The organism is Bacillus cereus group sp. Sample62, assembly GCF_036851315.1.
Classification (GTDB): domain Bacteria; phylum Bacillota; class Bacilli; order Bacillales; family Bacillaceae_G; genus Bacillus_A; species Bacillus_A wiedmannii.
The window spans coordinates 5084021-5102555 of sequence record NZ_JAFLPK010000001.1; the positions used below are offsets into that span (position 1 = coordinate 5084021).

Below are 18535 nucleotides of genomic sequence, written 5' to 3' on the forward strand. Positions count from 1 at the left end.
AAAAGACATACGTTTCGTTCATAAAGCAATGGCGAAGAAAGTTCGGAAAAACACTCTTCGCCATCTATGTAAGGGGAGTCTCCCTTATTTGTTCATTACGATGAATGCAATAACTACACCGATGATTGGAAGTGCCTCAACTAAAGCAACCCCGATGAACATAATTGTTTGAAGCGCGCCTTTTAATTCTGGTTGACGAGCAACACCTTCGATTGTACGTGATACGATAAGACCGTTACCAATACCTGCACCTAATGCTGATAAACCAATTGCAATTGCAGCTGCGATTACACCTAAACTCATTTAATTTGTCCTCCTTTGTATTATAAAAAAATAAATTTTTTCTTACTTAAATTATATTAATGGTCATGGCTTACTTTATGAGCCATATAAACCATCGTTAACATAACGAAAATAAATGACTGGATTGATCCAACGAATACACTGAATCCCATCCATGCTAACATTGGTACAAGCGCACCTAATGCTCCAAGGAATGATGCCCCGCCTAACTTAGCAAGTAATCCTAATAAGATCTCACCTGCATAAATGTTACCGAATAAACGAAGACCTAACGTTAATGTGTTAGCAAACTCCTCAATAACCTTTAATGGGAATAAGAATTTCATAGGTTGGAAATAACCTTTTACGTATTCTTTCGTACCCTTCATCTTAATTCCATAATAATGGGTGAGGGTAACTACCATCACGGCTAATGTTAATGCAACTGCTGGATCAGACGTTGGTGATCTCCACCATGCAATATGTTCGCCAGCCTCAACTGTTGAATACATGAATGGTAAACCAAGGAAGTTCGATACGATGATAAACATGATAAGCGTAACGCCAAGCGTTAAGAAACGTCCACCTGTTTTCCAGTCCATCGTACTATTGATAATCCCTTTCACGAAGTCAAACACCCATTCCATGAAGTTTTGCATCCCGGTTGGGCGAAGGGCTAAACTGCGAGTTCCGATAACAGCGATTAAGAAAACAATAACTGCTGCTACAGTAACCATCATAACTGATGACAAATCGAACGTTAAACCTAGAAATTCAACTAATTTACCGTGTTCCACTAGTAATTCACCTCTCTTCCCTGCTCTTATACTCTAAATAAAGAAAATCTATGATCATGACAAGGTATCCTGTCAGCAATCCTACACCTAGGCCCCACATCGCAATTAACTCTTGATATTTGGCTGCAAATAAAATTAATAACCCAATCGTGGCGAATCTTGAATATGTACTTACCGCTGTCGCCTTAAACTTCACGTTTTCTCCATTTGTTACGCGATCCAACAGCTTGTCTGTTCTACGTGCAATGATGCGCAAACTAAGAAAACTGAAAATCGTTCCGATAATCAGCCCAAGAAATACATCCTTGTAAGAGGTGAATCCCCATCCTAGCACTAGAAGCGCAAGCAAGTAGTACATATATTTCTTTTGTCTTTGGACAAGTCCATGTACGTCTATCATCATTGCTCTCCCGAATAGTAATGTCGAATGAGTCGAATCATTGCGTATATCCCTGTTCCTAATCCGAGTAATAACCCTATAATAAGAAACAATGGAAACGTTCCAACCTTACTATCAATCCACTGCCCACCAAAGATTCCAATAAGAATAGAACCGACTAACTGAGCAAGAATACCTGACATTAAAGCATAAGCTTTTATATGGCTGCGATCGTTTTTTTGCAAGGATTCATCCCTCCAATATGTAACCCTCATTCACGATGTGTTAATAATAACTCATTTTTTTGCATAAATCCTATACAAAACAAAAAGTTTACATTTTCGTCACGGAATAGATGTATTTTTGTCACTGAAAGCCCTACCATCTATCCCCGTTGTTAGCATACAATAGGGTATTAACAGTGTCAACGAGAAATCGTAAAAAATCAAAAAATTTGAGTATCAGGTATTTCCTCCCAAAAATGAAAACGTTACCCTTCTAAATACTGGTTATAGATATGCAATTTCTAACAGTTTTCTATTTATAATAGAAGAGAATGTTCACAAGTTTGTCACTATTATGTTTTTAAAATATAACGCTTCCCTTCCATATATAGTGTTTGCTAGACGTAAGACTTCTATATTATATGTGATGTGTATACAACTTATGTTGTATATAGCCTGTATATTTATCTCCCTCCCCTGCTTGCTCAGGACACAAAAAAAACGAGAGGGGAATCCCCTCTCGTCAGTTGTCTTACTTCGTTCCGAATAAACGGTCACCAGCATCACCAAGACCTGGTACTACATATCCGTGGTCATTTAATTTCTCATCTAATGCTGCTACATAAATATCAACATCAGGATGTTCTTCTTGTACTACTTTTACTCCTTCTGGAGCTGCAACGATACACATTAATTTAATTTGTTTTGCACCGCGCTTTTTCAGAGAGTTAATTGCTTCAGCTGCAGAACCACCTGTTGCTAGCATCGGATCTAGTACGATAAAGTCACGCTCTTCTACATCCGTTGGAAGTTTCACATAGTATTCTACCGGTTGCAATGTTTTAGGGTCACGGTATAAACCAACGTGTCCTACCTTTGCTGCTGGAATTAATTTCAGAATTCCATCAACCATTCCTAAACCTGCACGTAAAATCGGAATTAAACCAAGCTTTTTACCAGCGATCACTTTTGTTGTCGCTTTGCTTACAGGTGTTTCAATTTCAATGTCTTTAAGTGGAAGATCGCGAGTAATTTCGAAAGCCATTAAACTTGCTACTTCGTCCACTAATTCACGAAAATCTTTCGTACCTGTATTCTTATCGCGAATATATGTAATCTTATGTTGAATTAACGGGTGATCAAATACATACAGTTTTCCCATGTGAATCTCTCCTTTAGATGATATTCATGCGTTCGCACGCTTTTTTACACTATTTACGATTGTAAAGAAAACGCTACTAATATTCAAGGGCAAATTTGGCAAAATCATGATTTTACGATGAATCTATCTAGTATCTTTACCAATTATGGGAGCTGTATCCTTCATTATATCGCCAAAATTTATTCATCATTTGTATACATACTTAAAGAACAATATATGTCCAAAAAAAAACTGCCAAAACAATTACGTCTCAGCAGTCTTCTTTAATTCTATTATAGGTCTGTGTACATTGGGAATTTGCTCGTTAACGCTTCTACACGCTTACCTGCTTCTTCTAATGCAGCTTCATTTTCATGATTTTTTAATGTGTAAGCAATAAGTGACGCAATTTCATCCATTTCTTCTAAACCGAAACCACGAGATGTTACAGCTGCCGTACCGATACGTACACCGCTTGTTACAAACGGGCTTGCTGTTTCAAATGGAATTGTATTTTTGTTCACTGTAATACCAACTTCATCTAATACGTGCTCTGCTACTTTACCTGTGATTTCTAAGTTACGAACATCAATCAGGATTAAATGATTGTCTGTTCCACCAGAAACAAGTGTAAGTCCTTCTTTTTGAAGACCTTCAGCTAAGCGGTTCGCATTATTAATGATATTTTGTGCATATGTTTTAAAATCATCTTGTAGCGTCTCACCAAATGCAACAGCTTTTGCAGCAATTACGTGCATAAGTGGACCACCTTGAATACCAGGGAAGATTGATTTATCAATTTGTTTTGCAAATTGCTCTTCACATAAAATCATACCACCACGTGGACCACGTAATGTTTTATGTGTTGTCGTTGTAACGAAATGTGCATGTGGTACTGGGTTTGGATGTAAACCAGCAGCTACTAAACCAGCGATATGTGCCATATCAACCATAAAGTATGCACCCACTTCATCTGCAATCTCACGGAATCGTTTGAAATCGATAACACGAGGATATGCACTTGCACCTGCAACGATTAATTTTGGTTTATGTTCTTTCGCTTTTGCTAATACATCATCGTAATTAATACGGTGAGATTCAGCATCCACGCCATATTCTACGAAATTATATTGTACTCCACTGAAGTTAACAGGGCTTCCGTGTGTTAAGTGACCACCATGAGATAAATTCATACCAAGTACTGTATCGCCTTGCTCTAAAATCGTGAAGTATACTGCCATGTTCGCTTGTGCACCAGAATGCGGTTGAACATTTACATGCTCTGCGCCAAAAATTTCTTTCGCGCGATCACGTGCGATATCTTCCACTACGTCTACGTGCTCACAGCCACCATAGTAACGTTTTCCAGGATATCCCTCAGCATACTTATTCGTTAAAACAGAACCTTGCGCCTCCATTACTGCTTCACTTACGAAGTTTTCCGAAGCAATTAACTCAATCTTTGAACGCTGTCTTCCTAGTTCTGCCTCAATTGCAGCAAATACCTTTTCATCTTGACGTTTTAAATGATCCACCAAAATCCCCCTTTTCTGAACGAATTACATCGATTCCCAATAGTTTTTTCTCATTTATTCAGAAAAAACGAAAATTCAGGTTGTAATTCTTTCGAACCTTCATGTTTTCAACTACATTCTAACATGACTTTCTATATCATAAAAGAAAAAAAAGACCGAAAATCGGTCTTTTCTTTCTTCTATTATAAAGTCAGACTACATACCTTTTATCTTTCGATATAAAGCTATTATGCGACTTTATAATTTTTCATGTCTAACGGCAAGAGATAGTCTCTTCCTTCGCCGCATAAACAGCACGTGCTCCACCAATTAGTTTTCCACGTGTCGTTGCCATCGTTACATGCGCACTTCCAATTTCCTTCACACTTGTACGAACCGGAACAGCTACATGCTTTAAATGCATACCGATAAATGTATCACCAATATCCATTCCTGCATCTGCTTTAATAAATTCAATTACTACCGGATCTTTCAAATTGTGATACGCATATGTTGCTAATGCACCACCTGCTGATCTAACAGGCGTAACTGTTACAATTTCAAATTGATATTTCATCGCTAACTCTCTCTCAACTACTAAAGCACGGTTTAAATGCTCACAACATTGAAACGCCAACTCAATACCTGTTTGCTCTTGAAATTGTTTTAACTCAGAAAAAATCGCCTCTGCTACTTCCATCGTTCCTGATGTTCCAATTCTTTCTCCTAGCACTTCGCTCGTGCTACACCCCACTACAAAAATTTGACCACTTTGTAATGAAGCTTGTTCTTGGAAATCAGAAAGCGACATTTGTAACTGTTCTCTTACCTTTACGATTTCTGTCATTACGCCTCTTCCTTTCACAGGTTGGTTCACCAGATTATATTTCATACTACTTCTAGTTAGAATCTATTACTTTGTTTCGTATGTTTTAATTTTTCCTACGCGGTTTTCGTGACGACCACCTTCATAGTCAGTTGTTAACCAAATTTTTGCGATATCACGTGCTAGACCTGCCCCAATTACACGCTCACCCATTGCTAACATGTTCGTATCATTATGCTCTCTCGTTGCTTTCGCACTGAAAGTGTCATGAACTAGTGCACAACGAATACCATTTACTTTGTTTGCTGCAATTGACATACCGATGCCTGTCCCACAAACTAAAATACCACGATCTACTTCGCCATTCGCTACCATTTCCGCTGCTGGAAACGCAAAATCAGGGTAATCAACAGAACCAGCTTCACATTCACAACCTAAATCAATATATTCAATATTTAACTCTTCTAATAAACTTACAAGTTCTTTACGGATATTCATGCCGCCGTGATCAGATGCTACTACTACTTTCATTTTTACCCCTCCAAAGTTTCAATCAATTATCTTCATTTCTCACTCGCTACCATAATGGAACGAAGTGATCTCCAATATCGTATTATACACGAAACATCAACCTTCTGAATGTTTTTTCAGTAAAGTTTGTACAAGTTTTTCCATCTCTTCTAACGTTTCTTTATAAATAGAAAGTGATCCGCCAAATGGATCTAAAATATCCTTACTTATCCCCTCAGTTACTCCATATAATGTATCTACTTTCTTTTCAACACTCGGGTAATGCCCAAGTACAATTTGCTTATGATTTTCCGTCATCGTTACTACAATATCTGCCCAATCAATCAAAGTTTCATTTACCTGCTGCGAAGCATGATCGATTGCAATTCCCTTTTCAACTAAAGCTTCCTTTGCATATATCGACGCATCACTTCCTGGATAGGCGAAAACACCGGCAGATTGCACTTCAAACTTACCTTCTCCATAGTGACGAAGTAACGCCTCGGCCATCGGGCTACGGCATGTATTTCCAGTGCAAATAAATAACACTCGTTTCATCCAAACCCACCCCTTTTCTTCTTTTTCCTACTTTTTATCATAACGTACATAAGAATAGAACAAAAGAAATGTGAATATACGAAAGGCGCATTTCTCTTATATCTTTTCTAAGAAAAATGCGCCTTATCCACATATATGTGAAACCCTATTTCCAAGTGCCAAAATATTTTACCATACATAAGGAACAGACTACAAAACAAAATAAGGAATCCATTTCATACGAAACGGATTCCTCTTATACAATAATTATTTCATTGTAACTTTCATTACTTCTGTTGAACCTTTTGTAGCTGTTACACCTACAGTTGTTTTAATAGACTCAGCTGCATCTGTGTTTGTAATAACGATTGGAGTAATTGTACTTTTCGCTTTTTCACGGATTAATTCTAAGTCGAATGAGATTAATTTATCTCCCGCTTTTACAGCTTGGCCTTCAGAAACGTGAGCTTCGAAACCTTCGCCTTCCATTTTTACAGTTTCTAATCCAACGTGGATTAAAATTTCTGTACCGTTTTTCGCTTTAATTCCTACAGCATGTTTTGTGTGGAATAACTGTACAATTTCACCATCAACTGGAGATACAACTACACCTTCAGTAGGATCGATTGCAACACCTTCACCCATCATACGACCAGCGAATACTGGATCTGGTACTTCTTCAATATTTTTCACTGCTCCAGTTAATGGAGCTACGATTGTTTCTTCATTTGTTTTTGAACCAAAACCGAATAATTTTTTAAACATAGGATAGTCCTCCTCATAATTTACCTAAAAGTTTATAGGGCAATCCCTAGTAAAACTCGGGATACATGTAAGACTTCATACTTCGAATATTATACTGTAAAAACGCTTTCGAAATAAATTACGTCATTACTAATAGACTCTTATTGTAGCTCTTTGCAAAATTCCAGTCAATTCTGATTGTCTGAATAACAATAAGAAGTTAACTTCTACTTATATTTTCTCTTTTTTTACCCAACTTGTCTAGAGGTCTTTACTACATTTTGTTTTTTGTCGCTAATTTGTAAAATTAATTTCAAACTTTTTTTGAAATTCACTTGACTAAAGTAAGTAACTATTTTATTATTACTTACATAAGATAAGTTAATAACTTTTAGGAGGTTTTTGAAATGATGGATATCGGTCTTCTTATTATTCGTCTTATTATAGGTATTACATTCATGGGTCATGGTGCTCAAAAATTATTTGGGTGGTTCGGCGGTTACGGTTTAAAGGGAACTGGCGGCTGGATGGAGTCAATCGGTTTACGTCCTGGTGTATTCATGGCATTTATGGCTGGCGCAACTGAATTATTAGGTGGCTTCTTATTCGCATCAGGTATTTTCACTGCAATTGGTTCACTATTTATCGTCGGAACAATGTTAATGGCAATCTTCACTGTTCACGGAAAAAATGGTTACTGGGTAACACAAAACGGATATGAATACAATTTAATGTTAATCGCTGTTGCGATTGGTGTAGCTTTAATCGGACCTGGCGCATACGTTTTATTATAATTTTTATCTTGAATTCGAGATTATTTAGACAGAACTTACTTCATTGTGATTGAAGTAAGTTCTTTTCATGTAATAAAAATATTATTTTCAGCAGGAGTTTTCCACTAACATCTTGTAAACAAACAATAAGTCGTCATATTTAGAAAGGGGATCTTTAGCATGTTATCCATTAATCCAAATGAACAAACGGAAAAAGAGAATTACAAATTATTAACGGGAAGTATCATTCCACGCCCCGTCGCATTCGTTACTTCTGTAACAAAAGACGGCGTATTAAACGGAGCACCATATAGTTATTTCAATATTGTCGCTGCTAACCCACCACTTATCTCAGTTTCTGTACAACGAAAAGCAGGAACACCGAAAGACACTTCTCGAAACGCAATTGAAAAGGGTGAGTTTGTCGTACATATTTCTGATGAATCTTACGTAGAAGCAATTAACGAAACAGCAGCTAACCTCCCGCCAAATGAGAGTGAAATTGAACTAGCAAAACTAACACCAATTGAAAGTGATGTCATCTCCGTTCCAGGTGTAAAAGAAGCAAATATTCGAATGGAGTGCGTACTAGAACGCGCAATCCCTCTTGGCGGAACAGAAGACTCACCAGCTTGCGATCTACTAATCGGGCGCGTCGTTCGTTTCCACGTCGCAGAACACCTATACGAAAACGGCCGCATTCATGCAGAAGGACTAAAACCAGTAAGTCGCCTAGCAGGACACAACTACGCTAAACTAGGCGAACAATTCGAGTTGGTAAGACCAGTTTAAAAGCGGAGGCGACTCGCTCAGAATCGCAGGGCACTTTAAGCTCTCGACCTTGAAGCGTTCTTTGCTTCGAGCGAGAGAGCGAAATGACCGGAGATTCTAGCCGCTGGAGCCGGATATATTTTAAAGCGAATATAACTCAATTACGTCCATTACCCAAACATAAAATCCCCTGCTAAATAGCAGGGGATTTTATCATTGTAATTCTTCCTTCTTTTCTTCTAAAGTAGGTACTTTCTCTTTTTTCGGTTTCCCAAGCTTAATTACTAAGAAATATAGGGAAAGCAATGTAATAAGAAAAACGATTATAAACGGATACGGAGAATAAAAGGCACGCGCCGCCTCCGTTTTTCCCGCAACAAACTTCAATGACTCAATATCTAAAAACTCAGCAAACATTTGTACACCGAGCATACTAAACCAAAAAACAAAAAAACTAATAATAATACCAAAAACTTGTTTCAATCTCGTCATTCATCTCATCCTTTCTATATGTTTAATTTTTTAGCGCAATCAGTATAGTATAAATAAAACTATGCACAGAAAGGAGCTATCTTACCATTCGCAAATTAACTTCATCCAATCTAAAATTGAAATTTGCAAAATAATACCCGAAATAACAAGCAGTCGCAACCATCTAGGAAAGAAAGTGACAAATCGAATATACCATTCCAATAGCTTGTTCATAACGCCCTCCTCCTTAAAATTATATAGGAAAAAGGAGATATAATCCAAATCCAACCAAAATGATACCGCCTACTATCTCACCATATGTGCCGAGCATATCTTTCGCATGCCTACCAATTAATAAACCAAGCCACGCTAATAACATACTAACAAACCCAAAAAGTAATATCGTAATAAGTGTCTGTGCCCCGTAAATACCAAGACTAAGACCTACTGAAAAACTATCTATACTAACACCAAATGCAAATACGAATAAACTAATTCCAATAGGGGCCGTTCTAGTCTCTTCATTCTCCAAAATAGATGAATATACAATATAAAATCCTAGTCCAATTAATAAAATAGCACCTGCAAAATGTGCAATGTCTCCATACCGCTCTGATAAAAAGCGACCTAATACCATCCCTATAAATGGCATGATAATATGAAATATCCCTATCGTCATACCGATATACAGGATTTGTCTTCCCTTTAAGGTCATCATTCCCATACCAAGACTCACCGAGAACGCATCCATCCCTAGGGCGAATGCCATAATTGTTAAAGGTATTAGCTGTTCAAACGTCATTCATGTCCCTCCTCGGACGTGCTACTTCAAAATATGCTTATCCGAGGAGAAATATTCGGTTTGCTAATCGTACCTTATGATTCAGTAATAACCTGATGTCCTGCCGCTTTCGTTAAGCGATTCATAATGGCATTCCCTATTCCTTCATTCGGGAATGATTCACTAAAAATAACATCCACTTCACTTGCATCAAACGTTCTAAGCACATCATATAATTTAGTCGCAACGCTAGCTAAATCACTTCGAACACCACAAGATAATACAACATCCGCACTATATACATGCTGATATTCTTCTGTCGTTAATATACCTACTTTGAACCCTTCTTCTTTCTTCTCATCCACAAGGCGTTGAATAAATTCACGCGAACCTTCCACAATACTCAGTGGCGCTTTCGGTGCATAATGTGTATATTTCATTCCAGGTGATTTCGGTTTTTCCTTCTCGTCCTTTAAAGCTGGATCTAAAGAAACAGTACCGATTACCGCTTCTAATTGTTCTTTCGTAATCCCACCTGGGCGTAATATCGTTGGAACCTCGCTCGTACAATCAATTACAGTCGATTCAACACCTACTCCCGTCGCACCACCATCTACAATACCTGCAATTTTCTCATTTAAATCTTCATATACGTGAGACGCTAGCGTCGGACTTGGGCGCCCAGAACGATTCGCACTCGGTGCTGCAACAGGTACATTTGCCTCTTCAATAAGAGCAAGCGCTACTGGATGATCAGGCATTCTTACTCCAACCGTATTAAGTCCTGCCGTCACCTTCTCTGAAATCCCTTCTTTTCTAGGTAAAATAATTGTTAACGGGCCTGGCCAAAAATGCTCCATTAACTTCTCTGCAACTGGCGGAATTTCTTTCACAATCCCATCTAACTGTGACTTTGTACCGATGTGGACAATAAGTGGATTATCACTCGGTCTTCCTTTCGCTTCAAAAATTTTCGCGATTGCTTCATCATTCATCGCGTTTGCGCCTAGTCCATATACCGTTTCTGTAGGGAAGGCAATCGCCTCGTTTTCCCTTAATAATTTTGCTGCTTCTTGTAACTGTGGATAATATTTTTTTCTTTCCACAACATTATCCACAACCCACATATTTGTATGCATTTTTTCCCACGTCCTTTTCTACCCTGAAATACTTGTCTATTTTTAGTTTACTATGAGATTTATCCAAAAGACAAACAAGGTTTATCCACAAAATGTGGATAAACCTAATTAATCCGTGGATAACTTTGTGAATAGCTGACAATTTAGTATTATTGCATTTGGCTCTTTTATATTTTTACAAAAGTGTTCTAACTGTCGAATTCCCTCTGGTACGTTTTCTTTCTCTATAGTAACAAAGTCAAAAAACTGAAAGATTGTTATAGATTGTGGATGATTTGTTAGTAAGTACAATTGTCGAATATTTTTTTCGTTCATATACTGCAAAAACATTTCAAAAAAATATAAGAAAGTCTGTTTATCCACATTAGGTGTGAATAAACAAGAACGAATCAGTGCGTGTTCTTCACTTTGTTCATATCCGATGACAGCCCGTATTTCTTCCGCCTCTTCCAAAATCATAAATTGCGCGTACAGCTCATTTATTTTATCATCTTTTTTATTAGCTTGTCCGAAAAAAGAATGCAATCTTTCTACATCTGCTTTCGTAGCAAAATATACTTTCTTCATAGTAAATCCCTCCTCTTTTTTATATATGAGAAGGGACCTACTAATAGTACTATTTAGAGAATAAAGATGTAAAAGCTTCTACAATAAATAACTTAACTTCTGGCTTTTCTTCTTCCTCCTCTACTTTTACATACTCATTTTGTTTTTCTTGCTTTTGTTCCACAGGCTTCTCCACTTTGTCCACAGTTTTTGTTTCTTCTTTTCTTACAGGTTGTTCTTCTACTTTTGTTTCATTTTTTACTACTTTCTTTTCAGGAGCTGTTACTTTTTTTGCAACTTCTTGCTTTACAACTTTCGTTTGTTTCACTTTATCCTCTTTCTTCTCTGGTACATCCACTACTTCCTCATCTTGCTCCTGAACTTCCCCCTCTTCAGGAGATTCAGCCTTCACAACATGTTCTTCCTTTCTTACAGCCGTACCACTTGAAAAATCTAAGAAACACATCGGTGGAAATAATACACACCACCAGTTTGCCCCTTCACCTTCCCCAATTGTAATCAATACCGCCTCATATTCCCCTGCTGGATAAATAAAATTCCCATATACCTTTGTAGGAAACTTTACATTCTTACTAAATTTCACTTGAAATGAATCTTTACTTCCTTCTTGTTTCAACGTATTTGCCACTGTTTTTTCGATTTCTGGAATATGACTTTGAATGACTTTACGCGCCTCTTCAAATGAAGTTAAATCTGCTACCCATCCATCAATTTGTGCTTTTACTTCATCACGCACTTTTCGCTTTAACGCCTGGTCTTTATCTGAATCACTATTTGCTAAAATCCGTAATCGAACGGCCTCTTTCGGAATAACTGAAGGCCCTTTCGCATCAGCTTTCATATATCCAAACTGCACAAGCAACTGTGCACCAATTAATAATAGAAGAAGATAAGCAATAACTTGTTTTTTCATTTCCTCCACCGTCCCTTCTACAAACAGTGTGGACAGACTTTCATCTTTCTAAACTATTAAATTCAAAATCTATATAAATTTTTAAACAAAAAAATAGAGTAAGGCCTGAACCTTACTCTATCTCTGCAAATACCATACGATCTTTTCCATTAATATCAAAAACAACCTCAACATGAGCATGTGGAAAAGCTTGTTGTAACAACCCTTTTACATCCTCGCCTTGCCCTACTCCAATTTCAAATGCCACAATTGCTTTCTTCTGCAACACATTCGGCAACTCTTCCATAAAACGGCGATAGAAATCTAATCCGTCTTCGCCACCAACAAGTGCTCTCTTTGGCTCATGCTCTTTCACCACAGGAGAAAGGCCACGCCAATCCTCTTCCGGTATATATGGGGGGTTTGAAACAACAACATCTAACTTTTGACCTGTTTTATAAAATGGTGACAATAAATCACCATGATAGAACGTTACTTCTGCGCCCAAAGTTTTTGCATTTTCTTTTGCAACTTCAATCGACTCTTGTGCAATATCTACCGTGTACACATGAAGATTTTTACTTTCTAAAGCAAGCGTAATAGAAATCGCTCCACTACCTGTACCGATATCCGCCACATGCAATTTCTCATCACCAAAATGACGCTCGATTCTTTCTAACACTCCTACTATAAGCTCTTCAGTTTCCGGTCTTGGTATTAATACTTCTTCATTCACAAAGAACGACCGTCCATAAAACATTTCATAACCAATCATATATTGAATAGGAATACCTTCTACATGCTTGTGAATAAACTCCGTAAAACTTGTTTCTTGTTCCAAAGTTATTTCTTCACGCATATTCATGAGCATTCCGGTTCTGTTCGTCTTTAATACATGACAAAGGACAATTTCTCCCGCATTTTCATCTCGTCCATTTTCCTGTAAAAAAGAAGAAGCCCATTTCAGGGCTTCATAGACACGCATTACTCAGCTGCCTCCATCTTTTGAGCCTGATCTTCCATCACTAAGGCATTGATGAAATCATCTAACTTACCTTGTAAGATTTGATCTAGCTTTTGAATCGTTAAACCGATTCGATGGTCTGTAACACGGTTTTGCGGGAAATTATACGTACGAATACGCTCTGAACGATCACCCGTACCAACAGCTTGTTTACGGTTTTGATCATACTCAGCTTGCGCTTCTTGTCTAAACTTATCATAAACACGTGCGCGTAATACTTTCATCGCTTTTTCTTTATTCTTGATTTGTGATTTCTCATCCTGACACGATACAACTACACCAGTCGGTAAATGCGTTAAACGTACCGCTGACATCGTTGTATTAACACTTTGTCCACCAGGACCACTAGAAGCAAACGTATCAACACGAACATCTTTTTCATGAATACTAATTTCTACTTCTTCTGCCTCTGGTAATACAGCTACAGTTGCTGTAGATGTATGAATACGTCCACCAGATTCCGTTTCAGGAACACGTTGTACACGGTGAGCACCATTCTCGAATTTCAGCTTCGCGAACGCACCTTTACCGTTAATCATAAAGATAATCTCTTTGTATCCACCTAACTCTGTATAGCTCGCTTCGATAATTTCAGTTTTCCAACCTTGTACCTCAGCATAACGGCTATACATACGATATAAATCACCAGCAAATAAAGCCGCCTCGTCACCACCAGCAGCACCACGAACCTCAACGATAACGTTTTTATCATCATTAGGGTCTTTTGGAACAAGTAAAATTTTCAGACGCTCTGACAATTCTTTATCTTGTCCTTCTAATTCAGAAACCTCTTCTTTTACCATGTCACGCATATCAGCGTCTAACTTATCTTCTAACATTGCTTTTGCATCTCTTAATTGCTCACGAACATCTTTATACTCACGGTACACCTCTACCGTTTCCTGCATATCAGATTGTTCCTTTGAATACTCACGAAGCTTATTCGTATCGCTAATAACCTCTGGATCACTTAACAATTCATTTAACTTCTCATAACGATCTTCTACAGCTTGCAAACGATCTAACACACCATTCACCTCTACATCCTAGTATCTAATACAAATAGTATATGGTACTTAATCAAAAAAACGCAAATTATATTTAAAAGCGCAAGCGGCTCGCTCAGCTCTGACTGGCTAAAGTTCTTAGCTGTACGAAGAGCTGGCCACCAATCTTCATCTATTTTCGAAAAAAACCCGCTCTACATAGCGAGTTTCATTTATCTTTGTTTTGTAGGTACTGCATGACAATGACGACAACGTGGTTCATACGATTCTGAAGCCCCAACTAAAATAATTGGATCATCAAATGCCGCTGGTTCTCCATCAATTAAACGTTGCGTACGACTTGCAGGAGATCCGCATGCAGAACAAACTGCCTGCAACTTAGTTACATGTTCAGCAATCGCCATCAGCTGAGGAACTTGTCCAAATGGTAGACCACGGAAATCTTGGTCTAATCCAGCTACAATGACACGATAGCCACGATTTGCCAATACTTGCACCACTTCCACAATGTCCCCATCAAAAAATTGTACCTCATCGATTGCAATAACATCCATTTCTTCTGTTACATGGTTAAATATATCTTTTGAGGCTGAAACAGGAACTGCTTTAACCTTTAATCCATTATGTGATACAACATCTTCTTCACTATAACGATTATCAATACATGGTTTAAATACAATCGCATGTTGTTTCGCAAATTGCGTACGTCGTATACGGCGGATGAGCTCTTCTGATTTTCCAGAAAACATACTCCCGCAAATCACTTCAATCCAACCATTTTGATTCATTAAGTACATTGAGCTCTCCTTTCATCTACTTTCCTAATCCAAAGTAGGGTAAAGGTTTAATATTTTTGCAAAAAAAACAGACAAGCGAATACATACACTTGCCTGTTTTATGTTCTTTATTACTTGATACCGTATTTCTTATTGAAGCGGTCAACACGTCCGTCTGCAGTAGCAAACTTCTGACGTCCAGTGTAGAATGGGTGAGAATCAGAACTGATCTCAATTTTTAGTAATGGATAAGTGTTACCATCTTCCCACTCAACAGTTTCGCTAGAGCCTTTAGTAGACCCGCTTAAGAATTTGAAGCCTGTGTTCGTGTCCATAAATACAACTTTATTGTAATTTGGATGGATTCCTGCTTTCATTCTTTTCATCTCCTTCCGCCCTGAATCATTTTCGAAACAGAGTTTTTCATCTTCAGCTGCTTACACAACTATATTGATGAAACACATATGATGAAATTATAACAAGGCTAACTCCATTTTGCAACTACCTGTTTTTGTCTTTTTAAAAATTAAAAGCACAAGCGGCTCGTTCAGAATCGCAGGACATTGGAGCTCTCGACCAAGAAGCGCTTTTTACTTCGACCGAGAGAGCGAAATGGCCGGAGATTCTAGCCGCTGGAGCTGGATAGCACCTAAAAGCGCAAGCGGCTCACTCAGAATCCAGGACACTTCAAACTCTCGACCCAAATATGATTTTCATCTCAAAAAACAAAATTTTTCCCATATATTACTCTCTCTAATATTCCCTTAAAAACATAAAAAACTCGCTTACTACGAAATAAGCGAGTCCCGATCTTTTCCCTTTACTTAGTTGTTACATATCTTTTTGAGTCTGCAACAATGTTTTGTAAAAATTCTTCATTTGTCTTTGTTTGACGAAGTTTACGTAAGAAACCTTCGACAAAGTCTGGTGTATCACGCATTGTTTTACGAATACCCCATAGCTTGTCTAAATGTTCTTTCGGAATTAATAGATCTTCTTTACGTGTACCAGAACGGCGAATATCAATTGCCGGGAAGATACGACGCTCAGCTAATGAACGATCTAAGTGAAGTTCCATATTTCCAGTTCCTTTAAATTCTTCGTAAATTACATCGTCCATACGAGATCCTGTATCAACAAGCGCTGTTGCTAAAATCGTTAAGCTACCGCCTTCTTCAATATTACGTGCGGCTCCAAAGAAACGCTTCGGTCTATGGAAGGCAGCTGGGTCGATACCACCCGATAATGTTCTACCACTTGGCGGAATAACAAGGTTGTAAGCTCGCGCTAAACGGGTAATACTATCCATTAAAATGATAACATCTTTTTTGTGCTCTACAAGACGCATTGCACGTTCTAACACAAGTTCCGCTACTTTAATATGATTTTCTGGCACTTCATCAAAAGTAGAGCTTACAACATCTCCTTTAACAGAACGTTCAATGTCTGTTACTTCCTCTGGACGCTCATCAATTAAAAGTACAATTAATTCAGCTTCCGGGTGATTTGTTGTAACACTGTGTGCGATTTCTTTTAATAGACTTGTTTTACCAGCCTTTGGAGGCGCGACAATTAAACCACGTTGTCCAAATCCAACTGGTGCGATTAAATCCATGATGCGTGTCGGTAACTTTTTCGGTTCCGTTTCCAATTTCATTTGGCGATCTGGGTATAATGGTGTTAATGCAGGGAAATGCACACGCTCTTTTGCTGACTCTGGATCATCTCCGTTTACAGCTTCAACTTGTAATAATCCAAAATAGCGTTCATTTTCTTTCGGAGGTCGTACTTTACCAGAAACCTTGTCTCCATTACGTAAATCGAAACGACGAATTTGCGAAGCTGAGATATAAATATCTTCTGAGCTTGGAGAATAGTTGATAGGACGTAGGAATCCAAATCCTTCTGATTGAATAATTTCTAATACGCCTTCCATGAAGAAGAAACCTTCTTTTTCTGCTCGAGCTTTTAGGATAGCGAAGATTAACTCTTTTTTCGTTAATTTGCTATAATACGAAATCTTAAATTCTTTCGCAAGCTCGTATAACTCTTTTAATTTCATGTTTTCTAATGCTGCAATTGACAAATTCATTCAGACACCACACTTTAACGTTATTCTCTTTTCACATGGGTAAAGGGAAAAATACGGAAGGCAAATAATTAATAATGAAAGGCAATAAGTTCAAGTAGGGTAATATTCACTATTGTAACCCTTTTATCTAGTTTTAATCAATACGTTGAAACACAAATACAAGAAGCGAAGACAAGAAAATTTGTCTTCGCTTTTATTTAACCTAGTTCCAGTAGCTAGAATGGTCAGGAGCTACAATGCCTTCCCATTCTGAACGAGCTGCTTACGCTTTTTACTTAATAACCAAGTTTGGTTTTTTATTCAAGCTATGACGTCCGTCTACGAAGCGTACTGTGCCTGATTTTGCACGCATAACAAGGGATTGTGTTGTTCCTACGCTACCTTTAAATTGAACGCCGCGTAATAGTTCTCCGTCTGTTACGCCTGTTGCCGCAAAGATTGCATCGTCACCTTTTACTAAGTCTTCCATGCGAAGGATACGATTTATATCTTCAATACCCATTTTTTTACAACGAGCTAATTCAGCTTCATTTTGAGGCAGAAGCTTTCCGTGGATTTCTCCACCTAAACATTTTAATGCAACTGCTGCTAATACACCCTCAGGTGCTCCACCAGAGCCGAATAAAATATCTACACCTGTGCGATCAAATGCAGTGTTAATTGCTCCAGCCACATCTCCATCGTTAATTAATTTAATACGAGCACCAGCTTTACGAATTTCTTCGATAATCGCTTGATGACGTGGACGGTTTAAAACTGTCGCTACAACATCTTCAATATCTTTATTTTTCGCTTTCGCAACCGCACGTAAGTTATCGATAATAGGCGCATCAATATCGACCGCCCCAACCGCTTCTGGGCCAACCGCGATTTTATCCATGTACATGTCAGGAGCATGTAACAAATTACCATGATCTGCAATTGCAATAACAGCAAGAGCATTCCATCCACCAGCTGCTACGATGTTTGTCCCTTCTAAAGGATCAACTGCAACGTCTACACGTGGTCCATATCCTGTACCTAATTTCTCTCCGATATACAGCATTGGTGCTTCGTCCATCTCACCTTCACCAATTACAACTGTACCTTTCATCGGGATTGTATCAAATACATCACGCATAGCTGATGTTGCTGCACCGTCTGCCTCATCCTTTTTCCCGCGCCCCATCCAACGCGCTGATGATAATGCTGCAGCCTCTGTTACACGTACTAACTCCATAGATAAACTTCTTTCCACGATAATCCCTCTCCTTTAAGTCTTTATATTTCTGCCGTATTTTGTGAACCG

General features: G+C 38.1%; 25 protein-coding genes. 2 read left to right on the top strand and 23 right to left on the bottom strand.

Going from position 1 to position 18535, the window contains the following annotated elements; all coding sequences use genetic code 11:
* Positions 1 to 84: 84 nt before the first annotated feature.
* From atpE to J0835_RS26190, 11 genes are all read right to left on the bottom strand, one after another.
* A complete protein-coding gene (gene atpE, locus J0835_RS26140; RefSeq protein ID WP_000052064.1) occupies positions 85 to 303 on the bottom strand; it encodes a F0F1 ATP synthase subunit C in 219 nt (72 codons plus the stop codon).
* A gap of 56 nt (positions 304 to 359) precedes the next feature.
* Entirely contained in the window at positions 360 to 1079 is a 720-nt protein-coding gene (gene atpB / locus J0835_RS26145) for a F0F1 ATP synthase subunit A (RefSeq protein WP_000399874.1), read from the bottom strand.
* Between the two features lie 7 nt (positions 1080 to 1086).
* Complete coding sequence (locus J0835_RS26150; RefSeq protein WP_000567600.1) at positions 1087 to 1479, bottom strand: ATP synthase subunit I; 393 nt, start codon at positions 1477 to 1479, stop codon at positions 1087 to 1089.
* Positions 1479 to 1703, bottom strand: coding sequence for an AtpZ/AtpI family protein (locus J0835_RS26155; RefSeq protein ID WP_001171220.1), 225 nt, complete (start codon positions 1701 to 1703; stop codon positions 1479 to 1481). Before J0835_RS26155 ends, J0835_RS26150 begins: the two co-directional genes overlap by 1 nt.
* 26 nt (positions 1704 to 1729) lie before the next feature.
* Positions 1730 to 1843 (bottom strand): DUF4024 domain-containing protein, encoded by a 114-nt coding sequence (locus J0835_RS26160; protein ID WP_000232961.1) that lies wholly within the window; start codon positions 1841 to 1843, stop codon positions 1730 to 1732.
* A 371-nt stretch (positions 1844 to 2214) separates the two neighbouring features.
* Positions 2215 to 2844, bottom strand: coding sequence for a uracil phosphoribosyltransferase (gene upp, locus J0835_RS26165; protein ID WP_000517539.1), 630 nt, complete (start codon positions 2842 to 2844; stop codon positions 2215 to 2217).
* A gap of 272 nt (positions 2845 to 3116) precedes the next feature.
* Entirely contained in the window at positions 3117 to 4358 is a 1242-nt protein-coding gene (gene glyA / locus J0835_RS26170; protein ID WP_140386953.1) for a serine hydroxymethyltransferase, read from the bottom strand.
* A gap of 253 nt (positions 4359 to 4611) precedes the next feature.
* Entirely contained in the window at positions 4612 to 5229 is a 618-nt protein-coding gene (locus J0835_RS26175) for a TIGR01440 family protein (RefSeq protein ID WP_140386954.1), read from the bottom strand.
* A 21-nt stretch (positions 5230 to 5250) separates the two neighbouring features.
* Positions 5251 to 5694: a ribose 5-phosphate isomerase B gene (gene rpiB / locus J0835_RS26180; RefSeq protein WP_000869917.1), complete on the bottom strand. Its 444-nt coding sequence runs from the start codon at positions 5692 to 5694 to the stop codon at positions 5251 to 5253.
* 96 nt (positions 5695 to 5790) lie between these two features.
* Positions 5791 to 6231 carry a low molecular weight protein arginine phosphatase gene (locus tag J0835_RS26185; RefSeq protein WP_087983312.1) on the bottom strand — a complete coding sequence of 147 codons (441 nt, stop codon included), beginning with the start codon at positions 6229 to 6231 and terminating at the stop codon, positions 5791 to 5793.
* A gap of 246 nt (positions 6232 to 6477) precedes the next feature.
* Entirely contained in the window at positions 6478 to 6975 is a 498-nt protein-coding gene (locus tag J0835_RS26190) for a PTS sugar transporter subunit IIA (RefSeq protein ID WP_000473649.1), read from the bottom strand.
* A 386-nt stretch (positions 6976 to 7361) separates the two neighbouring features.
* On the opposite strand from J0835_RS26190, the gene J0835_RS26195 reads away from it, so the two are divergent.
* On the top strand, positions 7362 to 7748 hold the full coding sequence (locus tag J0835_RS26195; protein ID WP_000968694.1) for a DoxX family protein: 387 nt from the start codon (positions 7362 to 7364) through the stop codon (positions 7746 to 7748).
* Positions 7749 to 7907: 159 nt separating this feature from the next.
* On the top strand, positions 7908 to 8519 hold the full coding sequence (locus J0835_RS26200; protein WP_000949076.1) for a flavin reductase family protein: 612 nt from the start codon (positions 7908 to 7910) through the stop codon (positions 8517 to 8519).
* Between the two features lie 192 nt (positions 8520 to 8711).
* Here J0835_RS26200 and J0835_RS26205 read toward each other — a convergent pair whose 3' ends face one another.
* From J0835_RS26205 to glpX, 12 genes are all read right to left on the bottom strand, one after another.
* Entirely contained in the window at positions 8712 to 8990 is a 279-nt protein-coding gene (locus tag J0835_RS26205) for a DUF3935 domain-containing protein (protein ID WP_000197467.1), read from the bottom strand.
* An 81-nt stretch (positions 8991 to 9071) separates the two neighbouring features.
* Positions 9072 to 9203: a hypothetical protein gene (locus J0835_RS26210; protein ID WP_254913134.1), complete on the bottom strand. Its 132-nt coding sequence runs from the start codon at positions 9201 to 9203 to the stop codon at positions 9072 to 9074.
* Positions 9204 to 9222: 19 nt separating this feature from the next.
* Positions 9223 to 9771 carry a manganese efflux pump MntP gene (locus tag J0835_RS26215; RefSeq protein WP_087983314.1) on the bottom strand — a complete coding sequence of 183 codons (549 nt, stop codon included), beginning with the start codon at positions 9769 to 9771 and terminating at the stop codon, positions 9223 to 9225.
* 74 nt (positions 9772 to 9845) lie between these two features.
* Positions 9846 to 10889 (bottom strand): L-threonylcarbamoyladenylate synthase, encoded by a 1044-nt coding sequence (locus tag J0835_RS26220; protein ID WP_087983316.1) that lies wholly within the window; start codon positions 10887 to 10889, stop codon positions 9846 to 9848.
* A 108-nt stretch (positions 10890 to 10997) separates the two neighbouring features.
* Positions 10998 to 11456, bottom strand: a complete 459-nt coding sequence (locus J0835_RS26225) for a hypothetical protein (RefSeq protein ID WP_000758432.1) — start codon at positions 11454 to 11456, stop codon at positions 10998 to 11000.
* 49 nt (positions 11457 to 11505) lie between these two features.
* A complete protein-coding gene (gene spoIIR, locus J0835_RS26230) occupies positions 11506 to 12369 on the bottom strand; it encodes a stage II sporulation protein R (RefSeq protein WP_087983340.1) in 864 nt (287 codons plus the stop codon).
* 112 nt (positions 12370 to 12481) lie between these two features.
* Complete coding sequence (gene prmC, locus J0835_RS26235; RefSeq protein WP_087983318.1) at positions 12482 to 13333, bottom strand: peptide chain release factor N(5)-glutamine methyltransferase; 852 nt, start codon at positions 13331 to 13333, stop codon at positions 12482 to 12484.
* Positions 13333 to 14400 (bottom strand): peptide chain release factor 1, encoded by a 1068-nt coding sequence (gene prfA, locus J0835_RS26240; RefSeq protein ID WP_002096180.1) that lies wholly within the window; start codon positions 14398 to 14400, stop codon positions 13333 to 13335. Before prfA ends, prmC begins: the two co-directional genes overlap by 1 nt.
* Before the next feature lie 191 nt (positions 14401 to 14591).
* The gene (locus J0835_RS26245; RefSeq protein WP_000281086.1) at positions 14592 to 15176 is read right to left on the bottom strand and encodes a thymidine kinase; all 585 of its coding nucleotides are present in this window, start codon (positions 15174 to 15176) and stop codon (positions 14592 to 14594) included.
* 110 nt (positions 15177 to 15286) lie between these two features.
* Positions 15287 to 15532, bottom strand: coding sequence for a type B 50S ribosomal protein L31 (locus J0835_RS26250; protein ID WP_000643447.1), 246 nt, complete (start codon positions 15530 to 15532; stop codon positions 15287 to 15289).
* Positions 15533 to 15975: 443 nt separating this feature from the next.
* A complete protein-coding gene (gene rho / locus J0835_RS26255; protein ID WP_001053898.1) occupies positions 15976 to 17247 on the bottom strand; it encodes a transcription termination factor Rho in 1272 nt (423 codons plus the stop codon).
* A 271-nt stretch (positions 17248 to 17518) separates the two neighbouring features.
* The gene (gene glpX / locus J0835_RS26260; protein WP_000442336.1) at positions 17519 to 18484 is read right to left on the bottom strand and encodes a class II fructose-bisphosphatase; all 966 of its coding nucleotides are present in this window, start codon (positions 18482 to 18484) and stop codon (positions 17519 to 17521) included.
* Positions 18485 to 18535: the final 51 nt, after the last annotated feature.

Coding starts and splice junctions, on each gene's coding strand:
- atpE (WP_000052064.1), bottom strand. CDS start 303: ATGAGTTTAGGTGTAATCGCAGCTGCAATTGCAATTGGTTTATCAGCA.
- J0835_RS26150 (WP_000567600.1), bottom strand. CDS start 1,479: ATGATAGACGTACATGGACTTGTCCAAAGACAAAAGAAATATATGTAC.
- J0835_RS26160 (WP_000232961.1), bottom strand. CDS start 1,843: ATGGTAGGGCTTTCAGTGACAAAAATACATCTATTCCGTGACGAAAAT.
- upp (WP_000517539.1), bottom strand. CDS start 2,844: ATGGGAAAACTGTATGTATTTGATCACCCGTTAATTCAACATAAGATT.
- J0835_RS26175 (WP_140386954.1), bottom strand. CDS start 5,229: ATGAAATATAATCTGGTGAACCAACCTGTGAAAGGAAGAGGCGTAATG.
- rpiB (WP_000869917.1), bottom strand. CDS start 5,694: ATGAAAGTAGTAGTAGCATCTGATCACGGCGGCATGAATATCCGTAAA.
- J0835_RS26185 (WP_087983312.1), bottom strand. CDS start 6,231: ATGAAACGAGTGTTATTTATTTGCACTGGAAATACATGCCGTAGCCCG.
- J0835_RS26190 (WP_000473649.1), bottom strand. CDS start 6,975: ATGTTTAAAAAATTATTCGGTTTTGGTTCAAAAACAAATGAAGAAACA.
- J0835_RS26195 (WP_000968694.1), top strand. CDS start 7,362: ATGATGGATATCGGTCTTCTTATTATTCGTCTTATTATAGGTATTACA.
- J0835_RS26200 (WP_000949076.1), top strand. CDS start 7,908: ATGTTATCCATTAATCCAAATGAACAAACGGAAAAAGAGAATTACAAA.
- J0835_RS26205 (WP_000197467.1), bottom strand. CDS start 8,990: ATGACGAGATTGAAACAAGTTTTTGGTATTATTATTAGTTTTTTTGTT.
- J0835_RS26210 (WP_254913134.1), bottom strand. CDS start 9,203: ATGAACAAGCTATTGGAATGGTATATTCGATTTGTCACTTTCTTTCCT.
- J0835_RS26215 (WP_087983314.1), bottom strand. CDS start 9,771: ATGACGTTTGAACAGCTAATACCTTTAACAATTATGGCATTCGCCCTA.
- J0835_RS26220 (WP_087983316.1), bottom strand. CDS start 10,889: ATGCATACAAATATGTGGGTTGTGGATAATGTTGTGGAAAGAAAAAAA.
- J0835_RS26225 (WP_000758432.1), bottom strand. CDS start 11,456: ATGAAGAAAGTATATTTTGCTACGAAAGCAGATGTAGAAAGATTGCAT.
- spoIIR (WP_087983340.1), bottom strand. CDS start 12,369: ATGAAAAAACAAGTTATTGCTTATCTTCTTCTATTATTAATTGGTGCA.
- prmC (WP_087983318.1), bottom strand. CDS start 13,333: ATGCGTGTCTATGAAGCCCTGAAATGGGCTTCTTCTTTTTTACAGGAA.
- J0835_RS26245 (WP_000281086.1), bottom strand. CDS start 15,176: ATGTACTTAATGAATCAAAATGGTTGGATTGAAGTGATTTGCGGGAGT.
- J0835_RS26250 (WP_000643447.1), bottom strand. CDS start 15,532: ATGAAAGCAGGAATCCATCCAAATTACAATAAAGTTGTATTTATGGAC.
- rho (WP_001053898.1), bottom strand. CDS start 17,247: ATGAATTTGTCAATTGCAGCATTAGAAAACATGAAATTAAAAGAGTTA.